This is a genomic window from Pseudomonas sp. AK106, from assembly GCF_053903055.1.
Genome location: NZ_CP096426.1, coordinates 5,065,979 through 5,084,770, shown reverse-complemented (window position 1 = coordinate 5,084,770; position 18,792 = coordinate 5,065,979). Strand labels below are relative to the sequence as shown.

Genomic DNA, 18,792 nt, shown 5'->3' with positions numbered 1-18,792 from the left:
GCCAGGCAGTTAATAGCGGTCATCGATCAGTGACTGCTGAATGGCGCCCAGAGGATAGTCGCTGCTCCAGTTCGCCGCCTCGGCGCGGGTCCAGTAACCGGCCGGATTCCATTCAAAGCCGTGCTCGCCGATGTACGGGTTTACCTCGCTTCTGCGATGGGAAACGATGGCGCGGCGGTTAGGGTCCAGGCCCCACTCCATGGGCGAGCGTCGTTCGAAAAAGCTGTAAAGCGCGTCGTCCAGTGACGTGCCGGCCGGACTGTCGGGCGACGATGCGCCGGCCACGTTGTGGACAGTCGGGTTGCCGATCTGCACTTTGAAATCTGCGCGCGAGGCAGCGCTGCTGATAACGGCATCGCTGTCCAGGGATATCTGGGGTGGTGTGCCCACCGGTACGTCTTCGACGCGCACGCTGAGTACGCCTTGCAGTTCACTGATACCCGGCTGTTGCTGCCAGGTGTTGGCGGTGCGGTGGTCGAGCAGCGCGATCCAGCGCCTGCCAGGATGCGTCTGCACGTCGCCACTGATCACTTTGTGACCAAAGAAAACCGCCATCTTTTGCGGCGCAAGGGCGTCACCAGCAGCGGACGCCACTTCGTTATCGGCGTAGTCATAGCTGACCGAGGAGCTGAACGGCCGAACGTCGATGCCGTTTCGATGGGCCGCTTTGATCAGATGGTAGTAGTCGTATCGGTCGCTGCCGTTCTTGAGTGCGCCCTCGTTCACGGTCTCCAGATAATGCTTGAGCATGTGGGAGCCGCTGCGCGTCTTGCTGCCGAGCGCTTTGTATTTCTGCAGCTTGTGCGTGTGCTGGTCGGTCTGCAGATGCTCGATGTACAGCACCTCGACCTTGCGCTCTGCCAGCAACGGCATGTTATCGATCAGCAGTTGCTTGCTGGCAATGGACGTCGGTGCCTCACCAATCACCAGGCCGCTCGATTTCTCAAGTACTGCATCAAAGAAGCCCTGGGTCGTCACGCCATCTGCCAGCACTGGCAGCTCGGGTTTGCCCGGGAGGGGCGGCTGCTCGAAGAACGCTTTCGCATCGCGGTACAGATTCTGGCGCAGGGTCCTGTAGGTCGAGCGACCGCCCTGGAAAATGTCGTCGAAAAATTCATGCAGACCAAACGGGCCTTCTTCAAAGTGTTCAGCCTGCTTTGGGCTGACGATGCCGAAGACGTAGGGCTGCAGCGATTCCGGCATTTCGTAATCGCTCAAGTCACCCACCGCCGTGGAGGGGCCCGCCGGGGTTTCGTCCAGTCGGCGGAATGAAGGCAGAACGCCGCCGCGCAACCGCGCTGGCTCAAGCAGTTGCCAGTGCCCCTGGCTGTTGAGGCGCACCGTTTGGCGGCCAAAGAAGGCGAACGGGTTACGCGGATCGACGATCTGCCAAATGGCGAGCCGGGCGTCGTACTGGACCTGGTAGGTCTGGCCCTGCAGGGAAATGTAGCAATTCCCGCGAACGACGCTGACACCCTGCCCGTGCGGACGGGTCAGAGGCACGGCGTCCGCCAGAGAGACCTCAACGGCGTGAAGCGGATGGACGAGTGTGTCTGCGGCGCGCACCGGCGGGTTGTCCTGCTGCAAGGCTCTCCACACACCGGTCACATCGGTTTGCGCATAACGCCCGGTGGGCTGAAGCGTTTCGGGGATCAGCGCGCGGGTTCTGTGGAGCGGAACGTGGCGGTTGGCAGCTTGTGGCGGGGCCCAGAAGAGTTCGTTTTCCACCACGATCGGCTGCAGCGTCTCATCGGTGGCGTGGGCAACCGAACGGGCATACCTGCCGCCCGCATTTTGGTCGGTCAGGTCTTTGAGCACGCCGCCCAATCCTTTCATTCCCGAGTGCAGATCGCCCGCAGCGCCCGCCGTGTTCAGCCAGGCGCTGAGCACGTAGAAGCTGGCGGTCGCGTGATCCCGCTCGTCGAGGGCTTGCAGTGCGCGATAACCGTCAGCGCCCGCGATGACCATGCCGACGGCAAAGCTGGCAGGGGGGAAGGGCAAGGTCACTGCGGTCGCGATCAGCTCCAGGCTGCTCCAGACCTGTCGGCAGAGCATGTCGGCACGACCGGTCGTGGTGTCCTCGACATCGCGGATCTTGCGCTCGATGACGTGGTTGAAGCACACCTCGTGGAGGTTGCTGAACGGCTTGCTCGGCAACGCAGGTTTGTGACCGCCGCCTTTCTTCAGTTCAGCCAGGGCAAATGCCAGCGGCATCCCGGCCTTCACACGGGCGCGCTTCAAGTAGTAGTCGCCCATGCCCGGGCTCAGCAGGGTGTTGCTGAAAGTGCTTAGCAGTCGGAAGGCGCGGCCATCGGGCGCCTGAGGCGTATACAGCATTACCTGCCCCAGCGTGCTCGCCTCAGGCGGTGTTAGCAGGAAACAGCCTTGAATGGTCTCGGCGCGTGAGGCGACGCCCATCACGTCCACATTCAACTTCAGTGGATAGACGGGGTAGTGCAGGCGCTCCGCGGGGCTGCCCTGATGCATGTTGAGAATGGAAGTGCTAAGCCAGCGCAGTTGTGAAGCGTCGATGTGTCCCTGGAGAAAGCTGCGCAGCGCGTCAGCGCGCATTTGCAGCTGTGTCAGCACCAGACTGTGTTGACGGCGCCAGTCATAACCCTCGCTGTCGGGCACCAGCAGCTGCTGACGAATCATCGTGATGTACTGATCGGACAGCCACTGGCCACGAACCGAACCGGCGACTTTCTCCGGACTCAGTGGCGTAAGGTCGATGCCCTCGGGGCCGCTGAAGGTGGCGGTGGTGTCGGCAGACGCCTTGAGCAGCCCAAGCGTGTCGTCGTAACCGTCGCGCAGCATCTGGGTGTAGGACAGGGTTTCGCGGGGCGCATGAATGATGATTCGGTCAGGGTCCACCGTGGCGGGCGGCAGACCGAGTAGCTCGTTGATCTTGCGGGTGGCTGTCTGATGGGCGTAGGCGTCGAACTCGGTCACCTGCGTGTGCGGAGCGGCCTGATAGATTTCACCTGCACCCACAATCGCATCTTCCAGTGCCACCAGTTGCCTGCGGTGTTCGGCGGAGGCTCGCAGGAACCAGTCAGGCGTGTGCAGCCGTTGTTCGGACAGTTTCACCTTTACCCGTGCCGACACCAGTGCGCGCAAACCGGCGTTGTAATCGGGCAGGGTCGCGTAGCTGATCCAGTCCTGAGCCGGCGCCGGTTTTTCGCTCAAGTCGCGCAACTGGTCTTCCAGGGCTGCGCGTCTGCCGACGGTGATCTGCTCCAGCAAGAATCGACTCAGATCTGCGGACCGACTCCAGCTCACGAGTTCGCCCAGCAATTGGCGTTCGTTCTCGAAGCGGTAAAACTGCCGAGGCAGTGGGCTGTCCGGGGTAAACATCAGCAACCCGTCCGACTGCCCCGAGGCATCGAGGGTGCGCAACAGCAGCACGCTGCTCAGGGTGTCGTGCACATTCAGCTTGATCTGCTGAACGGCCACTGCGGGGTTTCTCGGCGCGACGGTGTCCGGATTCAGTGCCTCGATGAGGGCCAGATCGGAGGGCTGAATGTGCCCTTGCAACTCCGCCCCGCGGGCTTGGGCGATGAGTTGATGATGCATGGCCTCGGCCATCAGACGCTGGGTGGTTGGCGAGCCGAGGGATTCGCGTTGCGCGGGCCCGAATCGGATCCGCAGGTCCTGCTCGTTGACGACGTCGGCGAGGTAGGCCGGCGTCAGGGCACTGTATTCAGGCTCAAGCGGCTGGCCGTTTCGGGTCAGGCGGGTGTTCGTCTGGAATGCCGAACCTGGCGTTGCGTCGCCCGGGTGCAGGCCGTAAAGCGCCAGCTTCGTCAGCGTACGGCTGGCTGTGAAGGGTGTACCGGTGATGGGGAGCGTTCGTTGGGTGCTGATCAGGATGTCGTCAGGATTGACGTCGATACCCAAGTCATTGGCCAGTCGCGCGCGCAGACGGCTGCGTGCAAACTGCTCCGGGGACGCGGCACCGTCCATGACGCTCATCAACACGCTGCGCGCGCGCTCGTAATTCATCAGGCCCGAGGCGTAACGCTCCCGCTGCTCGGTGCTGGCCATTTCCAGCCAGCCGGGGCGTGCGCGGCGTTGATCGCGGTGGGCGCGGCGTTCCTCGGCAGCGGCAATGGCGCCGTCGGGGCCCCAGGATTTCGGCTGGTGGAGCAGGTCTTCAAGTCGGGCCTGAAGGGTTTGAGCCGACAGGTTGTGGGCGGTCGCGAACAGCGCGTCAATGTCCACACGCTGCCTGGCCAGCAGGCGATCAAAGGCATGGTCGTAGGGCGAGCCTTTGATGGGCTTCAGTTGAAAGTCCGAAGGCTGGGCCGGTTCCAGAAAGACATCGCCCCCGGATGAGATCTCGAGCCAGGCGTCGCGCGTGCTGTCTTGCATCAGGCGCAGGAGGGGCAACCGCAGAAGTGGGTGGTTGGTTCGACGGGCGAGCTCTTGGCGCAATGCCTCGTTCGACACGAAGCATTCGACGGCTTGTCCCGGCAACCAGAGCAGCGTGTGCCCCTGTTGGGCGGTCGCAACGATCGCTCCGGCGAATTCGATGCTGCGCTGTGCATCGAGCTGAAGCTCAAGTGCGCTGAACACGACATGCTCCCGAGCCTCCATGCCAGGCAGGCAGCGCGCATAGTCGCGGTGCAGTTCGCCTTCTTCGATGTTCAGCAGCAGGTCATCGCGCAGGGTTAATTCGATGCAGGTCACGAACAGCTCGCGGCGCGAAATGTCACGGGCGCTGGCGTGGGCCCAAAAGCGCTCGATGGCCGAGAGCAACAACCTTTGGTGCGCCGCGCTCAGTGGCTGGGGCAGGGTATTGAGGCAAGCCTCTGCATCCGGAAGATGCTGGAGCTCGGCGTCGAGTACGGTGGCCAGCGTCGTCAGCCGATCCAGCGCCGGCGGGTTGGGTGAAAATGTTTCCATGGCGTTAAGCATTCCTGAGTGAGCTCTGCGCAAAATGGCAGGCGCGAGCCGGGCGAGAGCCCGATGATTCGTCGAGCGATCAATCAATCAGAACACCGGAGCGCGTGGTGCTAAATAGTTAACGCACGGGATGAGGAGCGAACCTGTAGGCCCGCCTCCAGCCTGGAAGGCGTCATTCGCCACACCGCAAAAAATTGAGGGCGCAAATGCGGGCCTCTTCCCGGCTAAAGCCGGTCCCACTAGGACAGTGAGCTCAGTCAGTGAGATGGGCGAACGCGGACGTAGGACCGGCTTCAGCCGGGAAGGCGTCGGGTGTCACACCGCAGAATCGAGGTGTCAATGCGGGCCTGTTCCCGGCTAAAGCCGGTCCCACTAGGACAGTGAGCTCAGTCAGTGAGATGGGCGAATGCGGATGTTGGACTGGCTTCAGCCGGGAAGGCGTCGGGTGTCACACCGCAGAATCGAGGGTGTCAATGCGGGCCTCTTCCCGGCTAAAGCCGGTCCTGCGCATGCATCGCGCGGCACTTCATTCCCTGCGACCACTTCCAGAGCCATTACGCTATAATCCCGCCCTTTAGCTGTCTGCCGCCGTGGCGCCAGACACACCTTATTTGTCAGGCGCGTGATGCCTGCATGCAGACTTAAGAGGCTAGACCCTAGTGGCATTGACGATCCTTGGCCTGTCCGGCGCCCTTAGCCATGATCCTTCCGCAGCCCTGTACATCGACGGCAAGCTGGTTGCTGCGGCCGAAGAAGAGCGTTTCGTTCGCGACAAGCATGCCAAGAACCGCATGCCCTACGAGTCAGCGAAGTTCTGCCTCGAACAAGCGGGCATCAAGCCTTCCGATGTCGACGTCGTCGCCATTCCTTTCGCGCCCATCAGCCTGTTCGGCGAAGCGCGCTGGCACTACGCCAAACGCTACTGGTATGCCCCGGACCGCGCACTCGACGCGATCCTGATGGGCAACCGCCGCTACAAGCGCTATCGCAACAAGATCGTCTGGTGCCTGGAACAACTCGGTTTCGATCCGAAAAAGATCAAGATCGAACCCGTCGAGCACCACCTGGCTCACGCATCGAGCGCTTATCACTGCTCCGGTTTCCAAGAGAAGACCGCGATCCTCGGCATCGACGGCAAGGGCGAGTACGCCACCACGTTCTTCGGCTACGGCGAAAACGGCAAGATCCACAAGATCAAGGAATTCTTCGATCCGGATTCCCTCGGCGGCCTGTATGGCGCGATCACCGAATTCCTCGGTTTCGAGATGCTCGACGGCGAATTCAAAGTCATGGGCATGGCGCCGTACGGCGACGCGACCAAATACGATTTCTCCCGTCTGGCCACCTTTGAAAACGGCGAACTGGTGATCAACACCGAATACGCCAACGTCATCGGCCTGCGCCGTTACAAAGAGAAGGGCAAAGGCTTCTACTTCTCGCCGAAACTGATCGAGTGGCTGGGTCCCAAGCGCGAAGGCGACATCGCCGACGAGCCGTACATCCATTACGCCGCCAGCATGCAGGCGCTGTTCGAGAAGCTGTCGCTGCAGATGATCGATCATTATCTGGGGGACATCCTCAAGGAAACCGGCAAGCTCGCCTTTGCCGGCGGCTGTGCCCTGAACGTGAAGCTGAACCAGAAAATCATCGCGCGCCCTGACGTCAAAGAGCTGTTCGTTCAGCCGGCGTCGGGTGATGCCGGCACTGCTGTGGGTGCTGCCGCCTACGTTTCCCACGCTCGCGGCGTGCCGGTCGAGAAGATGGAACACGTCTACCTCGGCCCGTCCTACAGCAACGAAGACGTGATCGCCGCCTGCGCCCGCCACCCGAGCAAGCCGGCCTGGCGCCAGATCGACAACACCCCCGAGCGCATCGCCAAGATCATGGTCGCGGGCAATCCGGTGGCCTGGTTCCAGGGCCGCATGGAGTTCGGCCCACGCGCCCTCGGTGGTCGTTCGATCATCGGCTGCCCGAGCGTTGCCGGCGTGGCCGATCGCATCAACCATCAGATCAAGTTCCGCGAGCGCTGGAGGCCGTTCTGCCCGTCGATGCTCGACACCGTCGCCCCGCAGATGATCAAGATCGATCACCCGGCGCCGTTCATGACCTTCACTTTCGAAGTGGCGGAAGAGTGGAAAACCCGTGTGCCGGAAGTCGTCCACGAAGACGGTACGTCCCGCGCCCAGGTGCTCAAGCGCGAGTACAACCCGCGTTACTACGACATGATGAAGGCGCTCGAAGACCTGACCGGCAACGGTGTCTCGCTCAACACGTCGCTCAACCGCCGCGGCGAGCCAATGATCTGCTCGCCGACCGACGCGCTGAACATGTTCTTTGGCTCGGATCTGGAGTACCTGATCATGGAAGACATTCTGGTGGTCAAAGACGGCGTGGACACCCATGACGCGCTCAGCTGAGCGTCATGTTTTACAGTTCTGCCACGGCTATGACGGGCCGTTCCTCGACTGCGCCCGTCAATACGCCAGCCTGTTCGTGGGCAGGGGATACCGGGTCACCACGGTATTTCTGACCGGCGCCGCCGATGCCGACGTTGCAGCCAGCTGCGCGTCGGACGAAGTGCTGTTCATGGAGTACAGCTCCAAAGCCATTGGTGGCATGAAGGTGGGAGCCATTCGCGATCTGCGCAAGATCGCGGCGTCGCGCAGCTTTCAGTTTTGCATCACCCACCGTTTCAAGCCGACCTACATCGCCCTCGTCGCGACTCGCTTGCCGGTGATCGGTGTTCATCATGCGTTTGGTGATTACCGGCGCCGCAGCCGCAAGGTGCTGGCTAACCTGTTCCGCTCCCGTTTGAGCCTGCTCGGCGTGTCTGATGCCGTGCGCGATGACATACGCAAATGCCTCCCCAAGTGGCCGGCCGAGCGTATCCAGACCCTCTACAACCGCATCGATGTCGATCAGCTCAGCGCTACGCTGCTGTCCCGCGAAGAGGCCCGCGACGCATTGGGCCTGGCGCAGGAGGCGTGGGTGGTGGGCAATGTCGGTCGGCTGCACCCTGACAAGGACCAGTCGACGCTCCTTCGCGGTTTCGCCCAGGCGTTGCCCGACCTGCCCGCTGACAGCCAGCTGGTGATTCTCGGTCAGGGCCGACTGGAGCAAGACCTCAAGCACCTGGCAGTCGAGCTGGGCATCGGCCACGAGGTCATGCTGGCGGGGCAAGTGACCCAGGCCAGCCGCTACTTCAAGGCCTTCGACGTATTCGCGCTGAGTTCCGATCACGAGCCCTTCGGCATGGTCTTGCTCGAAGCCATGGTGGCCGGTGTGCCGCTGCTGGCCACAGCCTGTGGCGGCGCGAAGGAAGTCGTCGAAGGCGTGGGCATTCTGTTCCCCCTGGGCGGTGCCGAGCCGTTGGCTCAAGGGCTGGTACATCTTTCGCGGATGGACGCCGAACTGCGCCAGTCCTGCGCGGATGCGATGCTGCAGCGGCTGCGCGACCGTTTCAGCGACGAGGCGGTAAAAGCGGTTTTCTGGCAGCTGCCGCAAGTCGTCGCGCTCACTTCGGAAACCTGATTTCACTCGAACCGCTGGCAGCCATTGGCCTCTGATAGCAATGAACACCCGGCTGCATAGCACAGGATATGGATTGGAATGGTTGTAAAAAATTTGCCGGCACGCGCGGGGTACATTGCAGGTTTACTGCTTGCAGTGGTGATGCTGATCATATTTCTCGGGCCGTTCTGGTGGCCCGGTGAGTCAAGTTCCTGGGCTGCGTTCATTCGCGCGGCGCTGGTCATTGCCTTGCTCTGCGCCGCGCCGGCGCTGAGTCGGCGGTCATTTTCAGTCAGTCCGCTGACGTATACCGTCCTGCTACTGTTCGCCTATCTGCTGATCAACAGCCTCCTGGCCGACGACGACATGAAATCCCTGCGTCGGCTTCTGCTCATTCTCGTGTTTTTCATCGGCGTTGGCGTGATACGGGCGAGCGGCACCTTCGACTGGGAAAAAATCCTCAAGATCTCGGTGGCGGTGGTCGCCCTGTTCGCCGGGTTTTCGATGCTCAATCTCGCCATTCACGGCGCCTTTGTTCTGGGCTATCGGCAGATGTCACTGGCCGGCTCGGGCGTGACCGATGTGGCCGACTTCGGCAACACCATCGTTGCCGGCATGAACTACGGCTTGTTTCTGCTGGCCGGGGTCTGGCTGACGCTACGTTCACGGCGTCGTGCCGAAATCGCTCTCTGGTTGCTGTGCTGCGCCCTTATTGCCACCTACATCTACTTCACCTTCGCGCGCAGCGCCTGGCTGGCTTCATCGGTCGGCGGTCTGGTGCTGCTCGGCACCATGACCAGCGGCAAACTGCGCCGCAATATTCTCATCCCGGCGGCTATCGTCATCGCGCTCGTGCTCATATTCGGCTTCAGCGAGCTGGCGTACGAAGTGCAGACCCGCGGCGTGACGGGGCGCAACGAAGTCTGGCTGGCGGTGTTCGAGCGACTGGCCGGGCACTGGTGGTTCGGGGTTGGCGCCGGTACGCCGCTGGGGGAAGTTCACCTTTCCACCGGGCAAATCGTACGCAATACCCACGGCCTGTATTTCGAGGTGCTTTACCAGTTCGGCATCGTCGGTCTGGCGCTGCTGCTGGCGACAATGCTGCACGCCGGCGCTTGTCTGGCGCGAGCGCGCAAGACCTCGGAGACCGCCCGGCTCTGGCTGGCGATCCTCTGCGCCGGTGGCGTGGTGATGACGGTCGAGCTGCACACCTTCGTTGGGTCACCCAATCTGGTGTGGGAATGGCTCTGGCTGCCGCTGGCCGGCGCCGTGGCGATCTCCCGGGAGGCGCGGCGTGCTGAGGGTTGAAGCGCGGGGCGAGCAATGCTGGCTGGTAGGGCATGATCTGGAAATTTGCCTGCAGGACTTCGCGCATTCACGGCGTTCTGTCACAGGGCCGGTGCTGCTGCTGGCGTCCGGACCCTCGGCGAATGAGTTCCCGCTTCCCCGTTACCGGAGCCTGCCGGTTGTCGCCATGAACGGCTCGATCGTGCGCTGTGTCGACGAGGGCATACGGCCTTTCTATTACCTGTGTGACGATCCGAACTTCGTTATCGGCCGGCCGGCGCTGGCACTGATGGGGGTCAGCCATGGCGAGCATCTGGCGATGAGCCTTGATGTGCTTCAGGCGATTCACGCGGCTGACGCCACTGCCCTGAACGGCAAGAAGATCTATCTGCTGGAGCGGGTCAATCGCCAGGAAGGCAAGGCCGTCATGTCGGATCGGGGCTATGCGTGGTCTATCCGTAACGACGATGAGCTGATCTCCAGCTTCTCCCTGCTGCGTCGCAAGCCCAACCGTATCGGCTTCAGCCTGAACCTCAAACGAGGCTATTTCGGCAGCCGGACCATTCCTTTCGGCGCCTTGCAGCTGGTCTGTCATCTGGGGTTTCGTCAGGTGTTCGTGGTCGGAATGGACCTGCGTCAGGGCGGGGGGCGCTTTTACGAGAAAGGAGAAGCGGCTTTGCCCAGCAGCCTGGACGAGGATTTCGAGCAGTACATCCTGCCAAGTTTCGCGCTGATGGCCCGCAAGATTCTCCCAAGAACCGGCATGCAGGTGTTCAACCTATCCCGCGTCAGCCGCATGCCGGAGCGGGTTATTCCTAAAATCACCCTGCAGCGCCTCGACGAACTGCTGGGCGTCCAATCCGACGCCTCTACGCAAACAGCGCCTGCAAACGCGCCGTAAAGTGCGCGCTCCGGCCTTTTGTGTAAGCCGAAATAAAGGCCACGCCCGCATCGCTTTCCACCAGCCACGCGCGATCTTCCTTGTAGCGGAGCAGGTGTTGGAAATTGCGCAGCCGCTTCGAGTCGCTCAACGTCCTGCGCTGGCACTTCATGTCAGAGATATCGATCAGCCCCAGTTTTGACTCGGGGGTGAGGATCACGTTGCCCAGATGCAGCGAGCGGAAATAAACACCTTGATCGTGCAAGCGGGCGATGAACGCACCCAGCTCAGCCCGCAGTGGCGCGCTTTCACCGTGCTCTTTCAGCACCTGGCGGATGGTCAGGCCGGGGAGCGGCGTGTAGCGCACGCCGTCGCGGCTGATGCTGGCAATTCGGTAGGTGGCGATGACGTCCGGGCAGGGAATGCCGCGCTTTTTGAGGGCCTCGATGTTGTCGGCGAAGCGTTGCGCGTAGGGAAACAGCAAGGCCGAGCTGATCAGGCGCTTGCGGCGGAACAGTTTGAGAATGGTGCCGTCCTCAAGCAACAGAACCTTGTCACCGGATCCGTCCGCTTCGAGCACGGTGGCGTTTTCTCGCAAGGCCAGATAGGCGCTGTGTTCCATTGGGTGCATCGGCATACTTACCTGAACAAATGCGGCATGTTACCCGAGTCGGCCCCGCTTGGGTCGCAGCAGGGGTCGACAAATATGGGTTGTGCTACCATGCCCGCCTAATTTTTTCGTGCGGATTCCCATGAGCAGTCCTGATCCTCAAGCTAAAACGACCCTGGCGATTTACTTTCGTCTATTGACCTATGTGCGGCCGTATATAGGCCTTTTCTGCTTGAGCATTGTCGGCTTTCTTATCTTTGCGTCCACCCAGCCGATGCTCGCCTACATCCTCAAATACTTCGTGGATGGCCTGGCCAATCCTGAAGCCAGTCTGTTCCCCGGCAACCCTTATATTGGCCACCTGCAATTGCTGCAGGCGGTGCCGCTGATGATCGTGCTGATCGCGGCGTGGCAAGGTGCCGGCTCGTATCTGGGCAACTTCTTCCTGGCCCGCGTCTCCCTCGGGCTGGTCCATGACCTGCGCGTCGTGCTGTTCAACAAATTGCTCACGCTGCCCAACCGCTTCTTCGACAACAGCAACTCCGGGCATTTGATTTCGCGCATCACCTTCAACGTGACCATGGTCACCGGCGCTGCCACCGACGCGATCAAAGTCGTGATTCGTGAGGGCATGACGGTCATCTTCCTGTTCGGCGCGCTGCTGTGGATGAACTGGAAACTGACCCTGGTGATGCTGGCGATACTGCCGCTCATCGCGGTCATGGTGAACAGCACCAGCAAGAAATTTCGCAAGCAGAGCAAGAAGATTCAGGTGGCCATGGGCGACGTGACCCACGTGGCGTCCGAGACCATTCACGGCTATCGCGTGGTCCGCAGCTTTGGCGGCGAAGACTACGAAAAGGCCCGCTTCGAAAAGGCCAGCCGCAGCAACACCAAGAAGCAACTGGCGATGACCAAGACCGGCGCGGTCTACACGCCGATGCTGCAATTGGTGACCTACAGCGGCATGGCCATCGTGATGTTCCTTGTCCTTTATCTGCGCGGCGATTCCTCGGCGGGCGATCTGGTGGCCTACATCACCATGGCCGGCCTGCTGCCCAAGCCGATCCGCCAGCTGTCCGAAGTCAGTTCCACCATCCAGAAGGGCGTCGCCGGTGCGGAGAGCATCTTCGAACAACTGGACGAGCAAACCGAACAGGACCTGGGCACGGTAGAGCGCGACAAGGTTTCCGGCCGTCTGGAGGTCAAGAACCTTACGTTCACCTACCCGGGCACGGAAAAACGCGTGCTGAACGACGTCAGTTTTGTCGCCGAAGCCGGCCAGATGGTCGCGCTCGTGGGTCGCTCAGGTAGCGGCAAATCCACGTTGGCGAGCCTGATCCCGCGTTTCTACGATCATGTGCAGGGCCAGATCCTCCTTGATGGCGTCCAGACTCAGGATTACACCCTGCGCAGCCTGCGCCGACAGATCGCCCTGGTGAACCAGAACGTCACGCTGTTCAACGACACCATCGCCAACAATATCGCCTATGGCGATCTGGCGGGCGTGCCGCTGGAAGAGATCAAAAAAGCCTCGGCCGATGCCTATTCCGATGAGTTCATCGACAAGCTGCCTCAGCAGTATCAGACCCTCGTCGGCGAGAACGGCGTGCTGCTGTCCGGTGGCCAGCGTCAGCGTCTGGCAATTGCCCGCGCGCTGCTGAAAAATGCGCCGCTGCTGATTCTCGACGAAGCGACTTCAGCGCTGGATACCGAGTCTGAGCGCCACATCCAGAAGGCGCTGGAAAAAGTCATGCAGGGCCGTACCACGCTGGTCATCGCCCACCGCCTGACCACCATTGAAAAAGCCGACGTTATTCTGGTGATGGACGAAGGCCGTATCGTTGAGCGCGGTTCCCATGCCGAACTGCTGGCGCTGAACGGCTACTACACGCGCCTGCATGCCAAACAGTTCGAAGAAGACGAGCCTGTCGAAATCGATCGGGCAGTCGATGCATGCTGAGCCACTTGCGCGCATGGCGTGAGCGAGGCTGGACCCCGATCGATGCATCGACCTACGCCACCGCGTGGCAGCAGTTTGGCGGCAGCGTTGCCACGCACCCGCAGGTGATCGAGCGTCTGGCCGGTTTGGCGGATATTCCGGTTCGGTATCTGGGTTGGCTGCAGGACGGCAACGTTGTCGCTGCGGTCGCCTGCTGGGGCCGGGATCTGGCGCTGGCTAAAAAGGTGCTCAAGCAGCGTGATCGGCGGGTCTTCGATCTGGGCAATGCAGAGATCATTCTGCCGGTTGCCCCTGGGGTGACAGTGCCAGTGCGCCAGCGCATGAGCTATGTGTCGGAGTTGAACGCCGGCCAGATCGACACCCTCAAACCGCAAGCCGAGAGCCTGGCGATCGCCCGCGCGCCCGAGGACTATTCCAAGAAATTCCGCTACAACCAGCGTCGCGAGCAGCGGTTGCTTGAGGAGGCGGGCGGGGTCGTGCAGCCGATGCTGGACTTCACGTCCGAGGAACAAGCGCGCATTTACTCAAGCCTGTTTCATGCCCGCTGGGGCTTCGACGTACCGGGCAAGGATCACTTGGCCAAGGTGTTCGAGCTGATGCGCGAGTTCATGACCGGCTCGATGATCCTGCTGGAGGGCAAGCCCATTGCCGCTCAGGTGCTGTACAGGGTCGAGTCGCCGCATTGGGTGTCGGTGGAATACATCAACGGCGGTGTGGATCCGGCCCATCAGGCGCTGAGCGCCGGCAGCGTGCTGAGCTTCGTCAACACGCAGAACGCCTGGGCTGACGCGAGGGCGGTGAACAAGCCATTGCGCTATTCCTTCGGCCGCTCCGATCGTGAATACAAAGACCGCTGGTGCCAGACGGTGCCTGTCTACAAGGTTGGATGACATGTCCGGGCGCAAGCAGCAGCTTCTGAAACGACATCGGCGCAACAAGCGTCTGGCGCTGATCATCGGTCTGGTGCTGCTGATCGGCATTGGTATCGGGGTCGCGTGGTGGCTGGTGCCGTTGCTGATCGTTGCTGCCTGGGTGGCCCACGAAGCCTGGTTCTCCGACCATCTGTTTTATTCGCCCAAGAGCGACTACCGCTATCAGTTTCCCGACGCGGCCCAGTCGCAGGCTGTCTCCGTCGTCAACGGCATGCTGCAACTGAGCGAGCCATTGGCCGAGGGCGAAACGCTGCTGCTGGAGCTCGATCTGCGCAGCAGCTGGCTGGGTCGCTGGCTGGACCCTTACGTGGTGGCCGGCGACGACCGCCAGGATTTCGAACGGGGTTTCGCCGGGCGTCGCTACGTGAACCTCACCGGTCAGCGCGACGTCGTTGCTGACAGCACGTTGCGCCTCAAGGGCGGGTTCTGTCGCATCGGCAATGCCGCCCGTTTGTACGTGCTGAGCAACCCGGATTACCGCCAGCAACGGTTGATGATCCTCGCGCCCCACGCCGACGATGCCGAACTGGCAGCGTTTGGCCTGTACAGCCAGGCCGCCGAATGCAGCATCGTCACGGTGACTCAGGGCGAGATCGAGGCCGAACGCTATGAACGACTGGGGCTGAACCGCGCCGATGCCGCGCGGCTCAAGGGTCGCCTGCGCACGTGGGACAGCCTGGCGATTCCGTTGTGGGGCGGTGTGCCCCAGAGCCAGTGCGTGCAGTTGGGCTACTACTGCCTGCAACTGCCGGCCATGGCCCAGTCGCCGGATCAGCCGTTTGGCTCTCGCGACTCTTCAGAAACCGACATCCGCAGCGCGCGGCAGCACAATCCTTCGCCGTTGCCAGGGGATCGGGACGGCGCGCCGACCTGGAACAATCTTGTTGCCGATCTTGCAGCGTTGCTCGACGCGCATCGACCGGACGTCATTGTCATGCCGCACCCTGAACTCGACCCCCACGCCGACCACATCGCCACGACTCAAGCGTTATATGAGGCGGTGAGCAGAAGCGCGCACACGCCTGATGTGGCGCTGTTCTATGCCAATCACCTGCACGACAACGATCGCTGGCCCATGGGTCTGGCCGGGAAAGGCGTGGCGCTGCCGCCGTTCGTTGAAGCGCCGTCGGTTGATCAGCTCTGGAGTACGTCGCTCAGTGCGGACGTGCAACTTGATAAAGCCATGGCTCTGGCGATGCAGCATGACCTGCAGGGACCACCACCCCTGAAGAAGCGCCTGCGTCGGCAGATTCAACGCTGGCTGGCCGGCCGCGAATGGCCGCTGACGGGAGACGACGAATTCTTCCGCAAGGCTGTTCGCCGGCATGAGGTGTTCTGGGTTCGCCGCTTTCCGCGTCCTTGACTGCACCAGCCGATGCACCATTAAAGGCGCCATTTGAAGCGCCGTTTGAAGCACTACGGGATTCGAGGCCAACCGGCCAGCCAGCGCTGATCGCTGTGCTAAGATTCCGTCCTTGTCCATTTCTGCCACGGGTTGTTCGATGAAGTTGTCCATGCCGCGTTTTGATCAGGCTCAAGTGTTAGTTGTCGGCGATGTCATGCTCGACCGCTACTGGCACGGTGGCACTTCCAGAATCTCCCCTGAAGCGCCGGTGCCGGTGGTCAAAGTCGACCAGATCGAAGACCGTCCGGGCGGTGCTGCCAACGTGGCGTTGAACATCGCAGCGCTGGGCGCCAAGGCGTCACTGGTCGGCGTCACCGGTACCGACGAAGCCGCTGACAGCCTGAGCAACAGCCTCAAGGCCGCTGGCGTCGTCGCCTGCTTCCAACGCATCGCCCACCAGCCCACCATCGTCAAATTGCGCGTCATGAGCCGGCACCAGCAGCTCCTGCGTATCGACTTCGAAGAACCCTTTGCCACCGATCCCGAGGCCCTGAGCCGCGAGGTCGACGCCTTGCTCGACGGCGTCAAAGTGTTGGTCCTGTCCGACTACGGCAAGGGCGCGCTGAAGAACCATCAAGTCCTGATCAAGGCAGCTCGGGACCGTGGCATTCCCGTGCTGGCCGACCCGAAGGGCAAAGACTTTGCCATCTACCGTGGCGCCAGCCTGATCACGCCCAACCTCAGTGAATTTGAAGCCATCGTCGGCCATTGTATCGACGAGGCAGAGCTGGTCGCCAAAGGCGCAGCGTTGATGAAAGACCTCGATCTGGGTGCGTTGCTGGTCACTCGTGGCGAGCACGGCATGACCCTGCTGCGCCCGGACCAACCGACGCTGCACCTGCCGGCCCGTGCGCGGGAAGTCTTCGACGTGACCGGCGCCGGCGATACGGTGATTTCCACACTGGCAGCAGCCATTGCATCGGGTGAGGAGTTGCCGCACGCGGTCGCGCTGGCGAACCTTGCGGCGGGCATCGTCGTAGGCAAGCTGGGCACCGCCGCGATCAGTGCGCCCGAGTTGCGTCGCGCCATCCAGCGCGCCGAAGGTTCCGAGCGAGGCGTGCTGACCCTCGATCAGTTGCTGCTGGCCATTGACGACGCCCGCGCCCACAACGAAACCATCGTCTTCACCAACGGCTGCTTCGACATTCTCCACGCCGGCCATGTCACCTACCTGGAACAAGCCCGCGCGCAGGGCGATCGGCTGATCGTGGCGGTCAACGACGATGCGTCGGTGAGTCGCCTGAAAGGCCCGGGCCGCCCGATCAACAGCGTTGATCGACGCATGGCCGTGCTGGCAGGTCTGGGCGCGGTGGACTGGGTGATCAGCTTCCCGGAAGGCACCCCGGAAAACCTTCTGTCCCATGTCCATCCGGACGTGCTGGTGAAGGGCGGGGACTACTCGGTTGATCAGGTCGTCGGCGCTGACATCGTCGCCTCTTATGGCGGCACCGTGAAAGTGCTGGGGCTGGTCGCCAACAGTTCAACGACAGCCATCGTCGACAAGATCCGCAGTCAGGACTGATCCGACGCCCGCAGCGCAGAGTGGCACCCCTTGCCGCTGCCATTTTTGTATTCGCAGTTCGGTATATGAACGTATGAAAGTCATGTTACTGGTGATGGATGAACAGCGCGTCATACTGGACGGCTTGTACGAAACCGTACGGCAGCGGTGTGACGACTGCGTCATCTTTCGCCTGAGCAAGCAACAGCAGCTGAATCTTGGGCCGTTTCTGGCCTCGGTCGACTATCAGAGCTACGACCGGGTGGTGATCTTCTCCCGGGTCAAACGGCTTGCTCGCCAGCGCGCGGTGCTCAAGTGCATCCCGGGGCTGATCTTTCTTGAGCACGATGCTTACCAGAATTACATGAGCGCGAGCAAATACCACGGGATGTACTCGCGCCTGTACCGGCAACTGCCGTGGAGTCGCGCGCTGCTGTCGGGCGCGGTGGTGGCGCGGCGTATGCGCGGCGAAGGCATTGATGCGGTATTCGTGTCCAAGGGCTATGACCAGGAAATGCTGCGCAATCTCGGGCAGCCCCGGGACATTCCGGTGGGCTTCCTTGGCAGTCTGAAGAGCCGCGAGTATTCCCAGCGCAAGCAGCTGGTGGAAAACCTCGCGCAGCGCGCCGGCATGCTGGTGACCCGCACGGCCTCCGGCGCCGAATACCTGGAAACCCTTAATCGCATCAGGATTTTCGTCAGCGCCGACATCGGCATGGGCGAGTTCATGATCAAGAATTTCGAAGCCATGGCTTGCGGTTGCGTGCTCCTCGCGTGGAGTCAGGGTGAAGAGGACGATCTGCTGGGCTTCGAAGAGGGGCGCAACGTCATGTTCTACCGCTCCGAAGACGAAGCCGTCGAGAAGATCCGCCTGCTGCAGAGCGACCCCGAGCTTGCCGCGCGCATCGCGGGCGAAGGGCAAAGATTCGCCGAAGAACGCTATGCCTTTGCCCGCGTGGGCCGCGATCTGGCCGATGAAATTCAGCGGCCAATGCGCCCGTGGCGGCGTCCATCCGCGCTGACCCGTGCCTGGGTCAAGTTGCGCCATGGCATGCAGGTGCCGGCCTGATGACGCTGCCGTCAGAACACGACAGCGCCGCGCCCCTTGTACCCCCTGTATTGCCGGGCGCCGATCAGGACGTGATCGGCGCACTTCCCGCTGCACTGCGCCAGTGCCTGGCAAACGCTGCACGGGTCATCCTCATCGCCAACAACCCTGCCATCACCCAGGCGGACTTCGATGCCTTGGGCGTGGGCGCCGACGATGTGGTGGTCAGCTTCAATCTGTGCATCAAGGCCGCTCTGCTGAAGCCAGAAAGCGTCAACCTGTTTGTGCATGGCTTCAATGCGCCGGACTGTTATTTCTTCGGACTCCCCGCAACCGCTGAAGTACAAAAACTCGCCGCCCAACCGGGGTCACGCTGCTTCACACTGTTGGTGGGCTGCGCCGTGCATCTGTGCCCGCTGCCTGACGTTGCGCTCTATTGGGACCGCATTCCGTTGCCGGCACTGGCTGAGCACTATCCGGTTGATCGCCCCAACGGCAAGCGCTTCGTCGGGCCCTCCACAGGATTCAACGTGCTGGTGCTGCTCGACTGGCTACGCCCCCATGCCGGTTATCGCTACAGACTTTTGACCCTGGGTTTTTCCAATGAAGCCGGCAAGCTCTGGGGCGGCCACGCCTGGGACTATGAGCGCCACTGGCTCCTGGGCGCCGACGTCGAGGTGATCGCCCTCAAGCCCCGAAGCTGGTGGCGCAAGCTGCTATTTAGTAAATGAACGACCCCGTCCGCCGC

At 61.9% G+C, this 18,792-nt stretch carries 12 protein-coding genes; 10 read left to right on the top strand and 2 right to left on the bottom strand.

Annotated elements, in window-relative coordinates; all coding sequences use genetic code 11:
- Positions 1-9: 9 nt before the first annotated feature.
- Entirely contained in the window at positions 10-4,908 is a 4,899-nt protein-coding gene (locus M1E04_RS22350) for a dermonecrotic toxin domain-containing protein (protein WP_456292061.1), read from the bottom strand.
- 659 nt (positions 4,909-5,567) lie between these two features.
- On the opposite strand from M1E04_RS22350, the gene M1E04_RS22345 reads away from it, so the two are divergent.
- The 4 genes from M1E04_RS22345 (at position 5,568) to M1E04_RS22330 (ending at position 10,606) form a co-directional block, all read left to right on the top strand.
- Positions 5,568-7,325, top strand: a complete 1,758-nt coding sequence (locus M1E04_RS22345; protein ID WP_369319078.1) for a carbamoyltransferase family protein — start codon at positions 5,568-5,570, stop codon at positions 7,323-7,325.
- Entirely contained in the window at positions 7,309-8,439 is a 1,131-nt protein-coding gene (locus M1E04_RS22340; protein WP_065987848.1) for a glycosyltransferase, read from the top strand. Before M1E04_RS22345 ends, M1E04_RS22340 begins: the two co-directional genes overlap by 17 nt.
- A 78-nt stretch (positions 8,440-8,517) precedes the next feature.
- Complete coding sequence (locus tag M1E04_RS22335; RefSeq protein WP_192135390.1) at positions 8,518-9,726, top strand: O-antigen ligase family protein; 1,209 nt, start codon at positions 8,518-8,520, stop codon at positions 9,724-9,726.
- Positions 9,713-10,606, top strand: coding sequence for a lipopolysaccharide core biosynthesis protein (locus tag M1E04_RS22330; RefSeq protein WP_456292060.1), 894 nt, complete (start codon positions 9,713-9,715; stop codon positions 10,604-10,606). Before M1E04_RS22335 ends, M1E04_RS22330 begins: the two co-directional genes overlap by 14 nt.
- Here the strand turns inward: M1E04_RS22330 and M1E04_RS22325 are convergent.
- Positions 10,575-11,216: a lipopolysaccharide kinase InaA family protein gene (locus M1E04_RS22325; RefSeq protein ID WP_065987846.1), complete on the bottom strand. Its 642-nt coding sequence runs from the start codon at positions 11,214-11,216 to the stop codon at positions 10,575-10,577. The two genes, M1E04_RS22330 and M1E04_RS22325, sit on opposite strands and share 32 nt — an antisense overlap.
- Positions 11,217-11,337: 121 nt before the next feature.
- Between M1E04_RS22325 and msbA the strand changes: the two genes are divergently transcribed.
- The 6 genes from msbA to M1E04_RS22295 all read left to right on the top strand — a co-directional run bounded on the left by msbA (position 11,338) and on the right by M1E04_RS22295 (position 18,775).
- Positions 11,338-13,158, top strand: coding sequence for a lipid A export permease/ATP-binding protein MsbA (msbA, locus tag M1E04_RS22320; protein WP_065987845.1), 1,821 nt, complete (start codon positions 11,338-11,340; stop codon positions 13,156-13,158).
- Positions 13,152-14,048 (top strand): GNAT family N-acetyltransferase, encoded by an 897-nt coding sequence (locus tag M1E04_RS22315; RefSeq protein ID WP_369319081.1) that lies wholly within the window; start codon positions 13,152-13,154, stop codon positions 14,046-14,048. The genes msbA and M1E04_RS22315 overlap by 7 nt, the downstream gene beginning before the upstream one ends.
- A gap of 1 nt (position 14,049) precedes the next feature.
- Positions 14,050-15,453, top strand: coding sequence for a PIG-L deacetylase family protein (locus M1E04_RS22310; protein WP_456292059.1), 1,404 nt, complete (start codon positions 14,050-14,052; stop codon positions 15,451-15,453).
- 139 nt (positions 15,454-15,592) lie between these two features.
- Positions 15,593-17,017 carry a bifunctional D-glycero-beta-D-manno-heptose-7-phosphate kinase/D-glycero-beta-D-manno-heptose 1-phosphate adenylyltransferase HldE gene (gene hldE / locus M1E04_RS22305; protein WP_369319083.1) on the top strand — a complete coding sequence of 475 codons (1,425 nt, stop codon included), beginning with the start codon at positions 15,593-15,595 and terminating at the stop codon, positions 17,015-17,017.
- Between the two features lie 73 nt (positions 17,018-17,090).
- Positions 17,091-18,065, top strand: coding sequence for a glycosyltransferase family protein (locus tag M1E04_RS22300; protein WP_456292058.1), 975 nt, complete (start codon positions 17,091-17,093; stop codon positions 18,063-18,065).
- Positions 18,065-18,775, top strand: coding sequence for a hypothetical protein (locus tag M1E04_RS22295; protein ID WP_456292057.1), 711 nt, complete (start codon positions 18,065-18,067; stop codon positions 18,773-18,775). The genes M1E04_RS22300 and M1E04_RS22295 overlap by 1 nt, the downstream gene beginning before the upstream one ends.
- The last annotated feature ends 17 nt before the right edge of the window (positions 18,776-18,792 follow it).

What these genes read in the sequence shown, in the direction of transcription:
- M1E04_RS22350 (WP_456292061.1), bottom strand. Translation starts at nt 4,908, where the DNA reads ATGGAAACATTTTCACCCAACCCGCCGGCGCTGGATCGGCTGACGACG.
- M1E04_RS22340 (WP_065987848.1), top strand. Translation starts at nt 7,309, where the DNA reads ATGACGCGCTCAGCTGAGCGTCATGTTTTACAGTTCTGCCACGGCTAT.
- M1E04_RS22335 (WP_192135390.1), top strand. Translation starts at nt 8,518, where the DNA reads ATGGTTGTAAAAAATTTGCCGGCACGCGCGGGGTACATTGCAGGTTTA.
- M1E04_RS22325 (WP_065987846.1), bottom strand. Translation starts at nt 11,216, where the DNA reads ATGCACCCAATGGAACACAGCGCCTATCTGGCCTTGCGAGAAAACGCC.
- msbA (WP_065987845.1), top strand. Translation starts at nt 11,338, where the DNA reads ATGAGCAGTCCTGATCCTCAAGCTAAAACGACCCTGGCGATTTACTTT.
- M1E04_RS22315 (WP_369319081.1), top strand. Translation starts at nt 13,152, where the DNA reads ATGCTGAGCCACTTGCGCGCATGGCGTGAGCGAGGCTGGACCCCGATC.
- M1E04_RS22310 (WP_456292059.1), top strand. Translation starts at nt 14,050, where the DNA reads ATGTCCGGGCGCAAGCAGCAGCTTCTGAAACGACATCGGCGCAACAAG.
- hldE (WP_369319083.1), top strand. Translation starts at nt 15,593, where the DNA reads ATGAAGTTGTCCATGCCGCGTTTTGATCAGGCTCAAGTGTTAGTTGTC.
- M1E04_RS22300 (WP_456292058.1), top strand. Translation starts at nt 17,091, where the DNA reads ATGAAAGTCATGTTACTGGTGATGGATGAACAGCGCGTCATACTGGAC.
- M1E04_RS22295 (WP_456292057.1), top strand. Translation starts at nt 18,065, where the DNA reads ATGACGCTGCCGTCAGAACACGACAGCGCCGCGCCCCTTGTACCCCCT.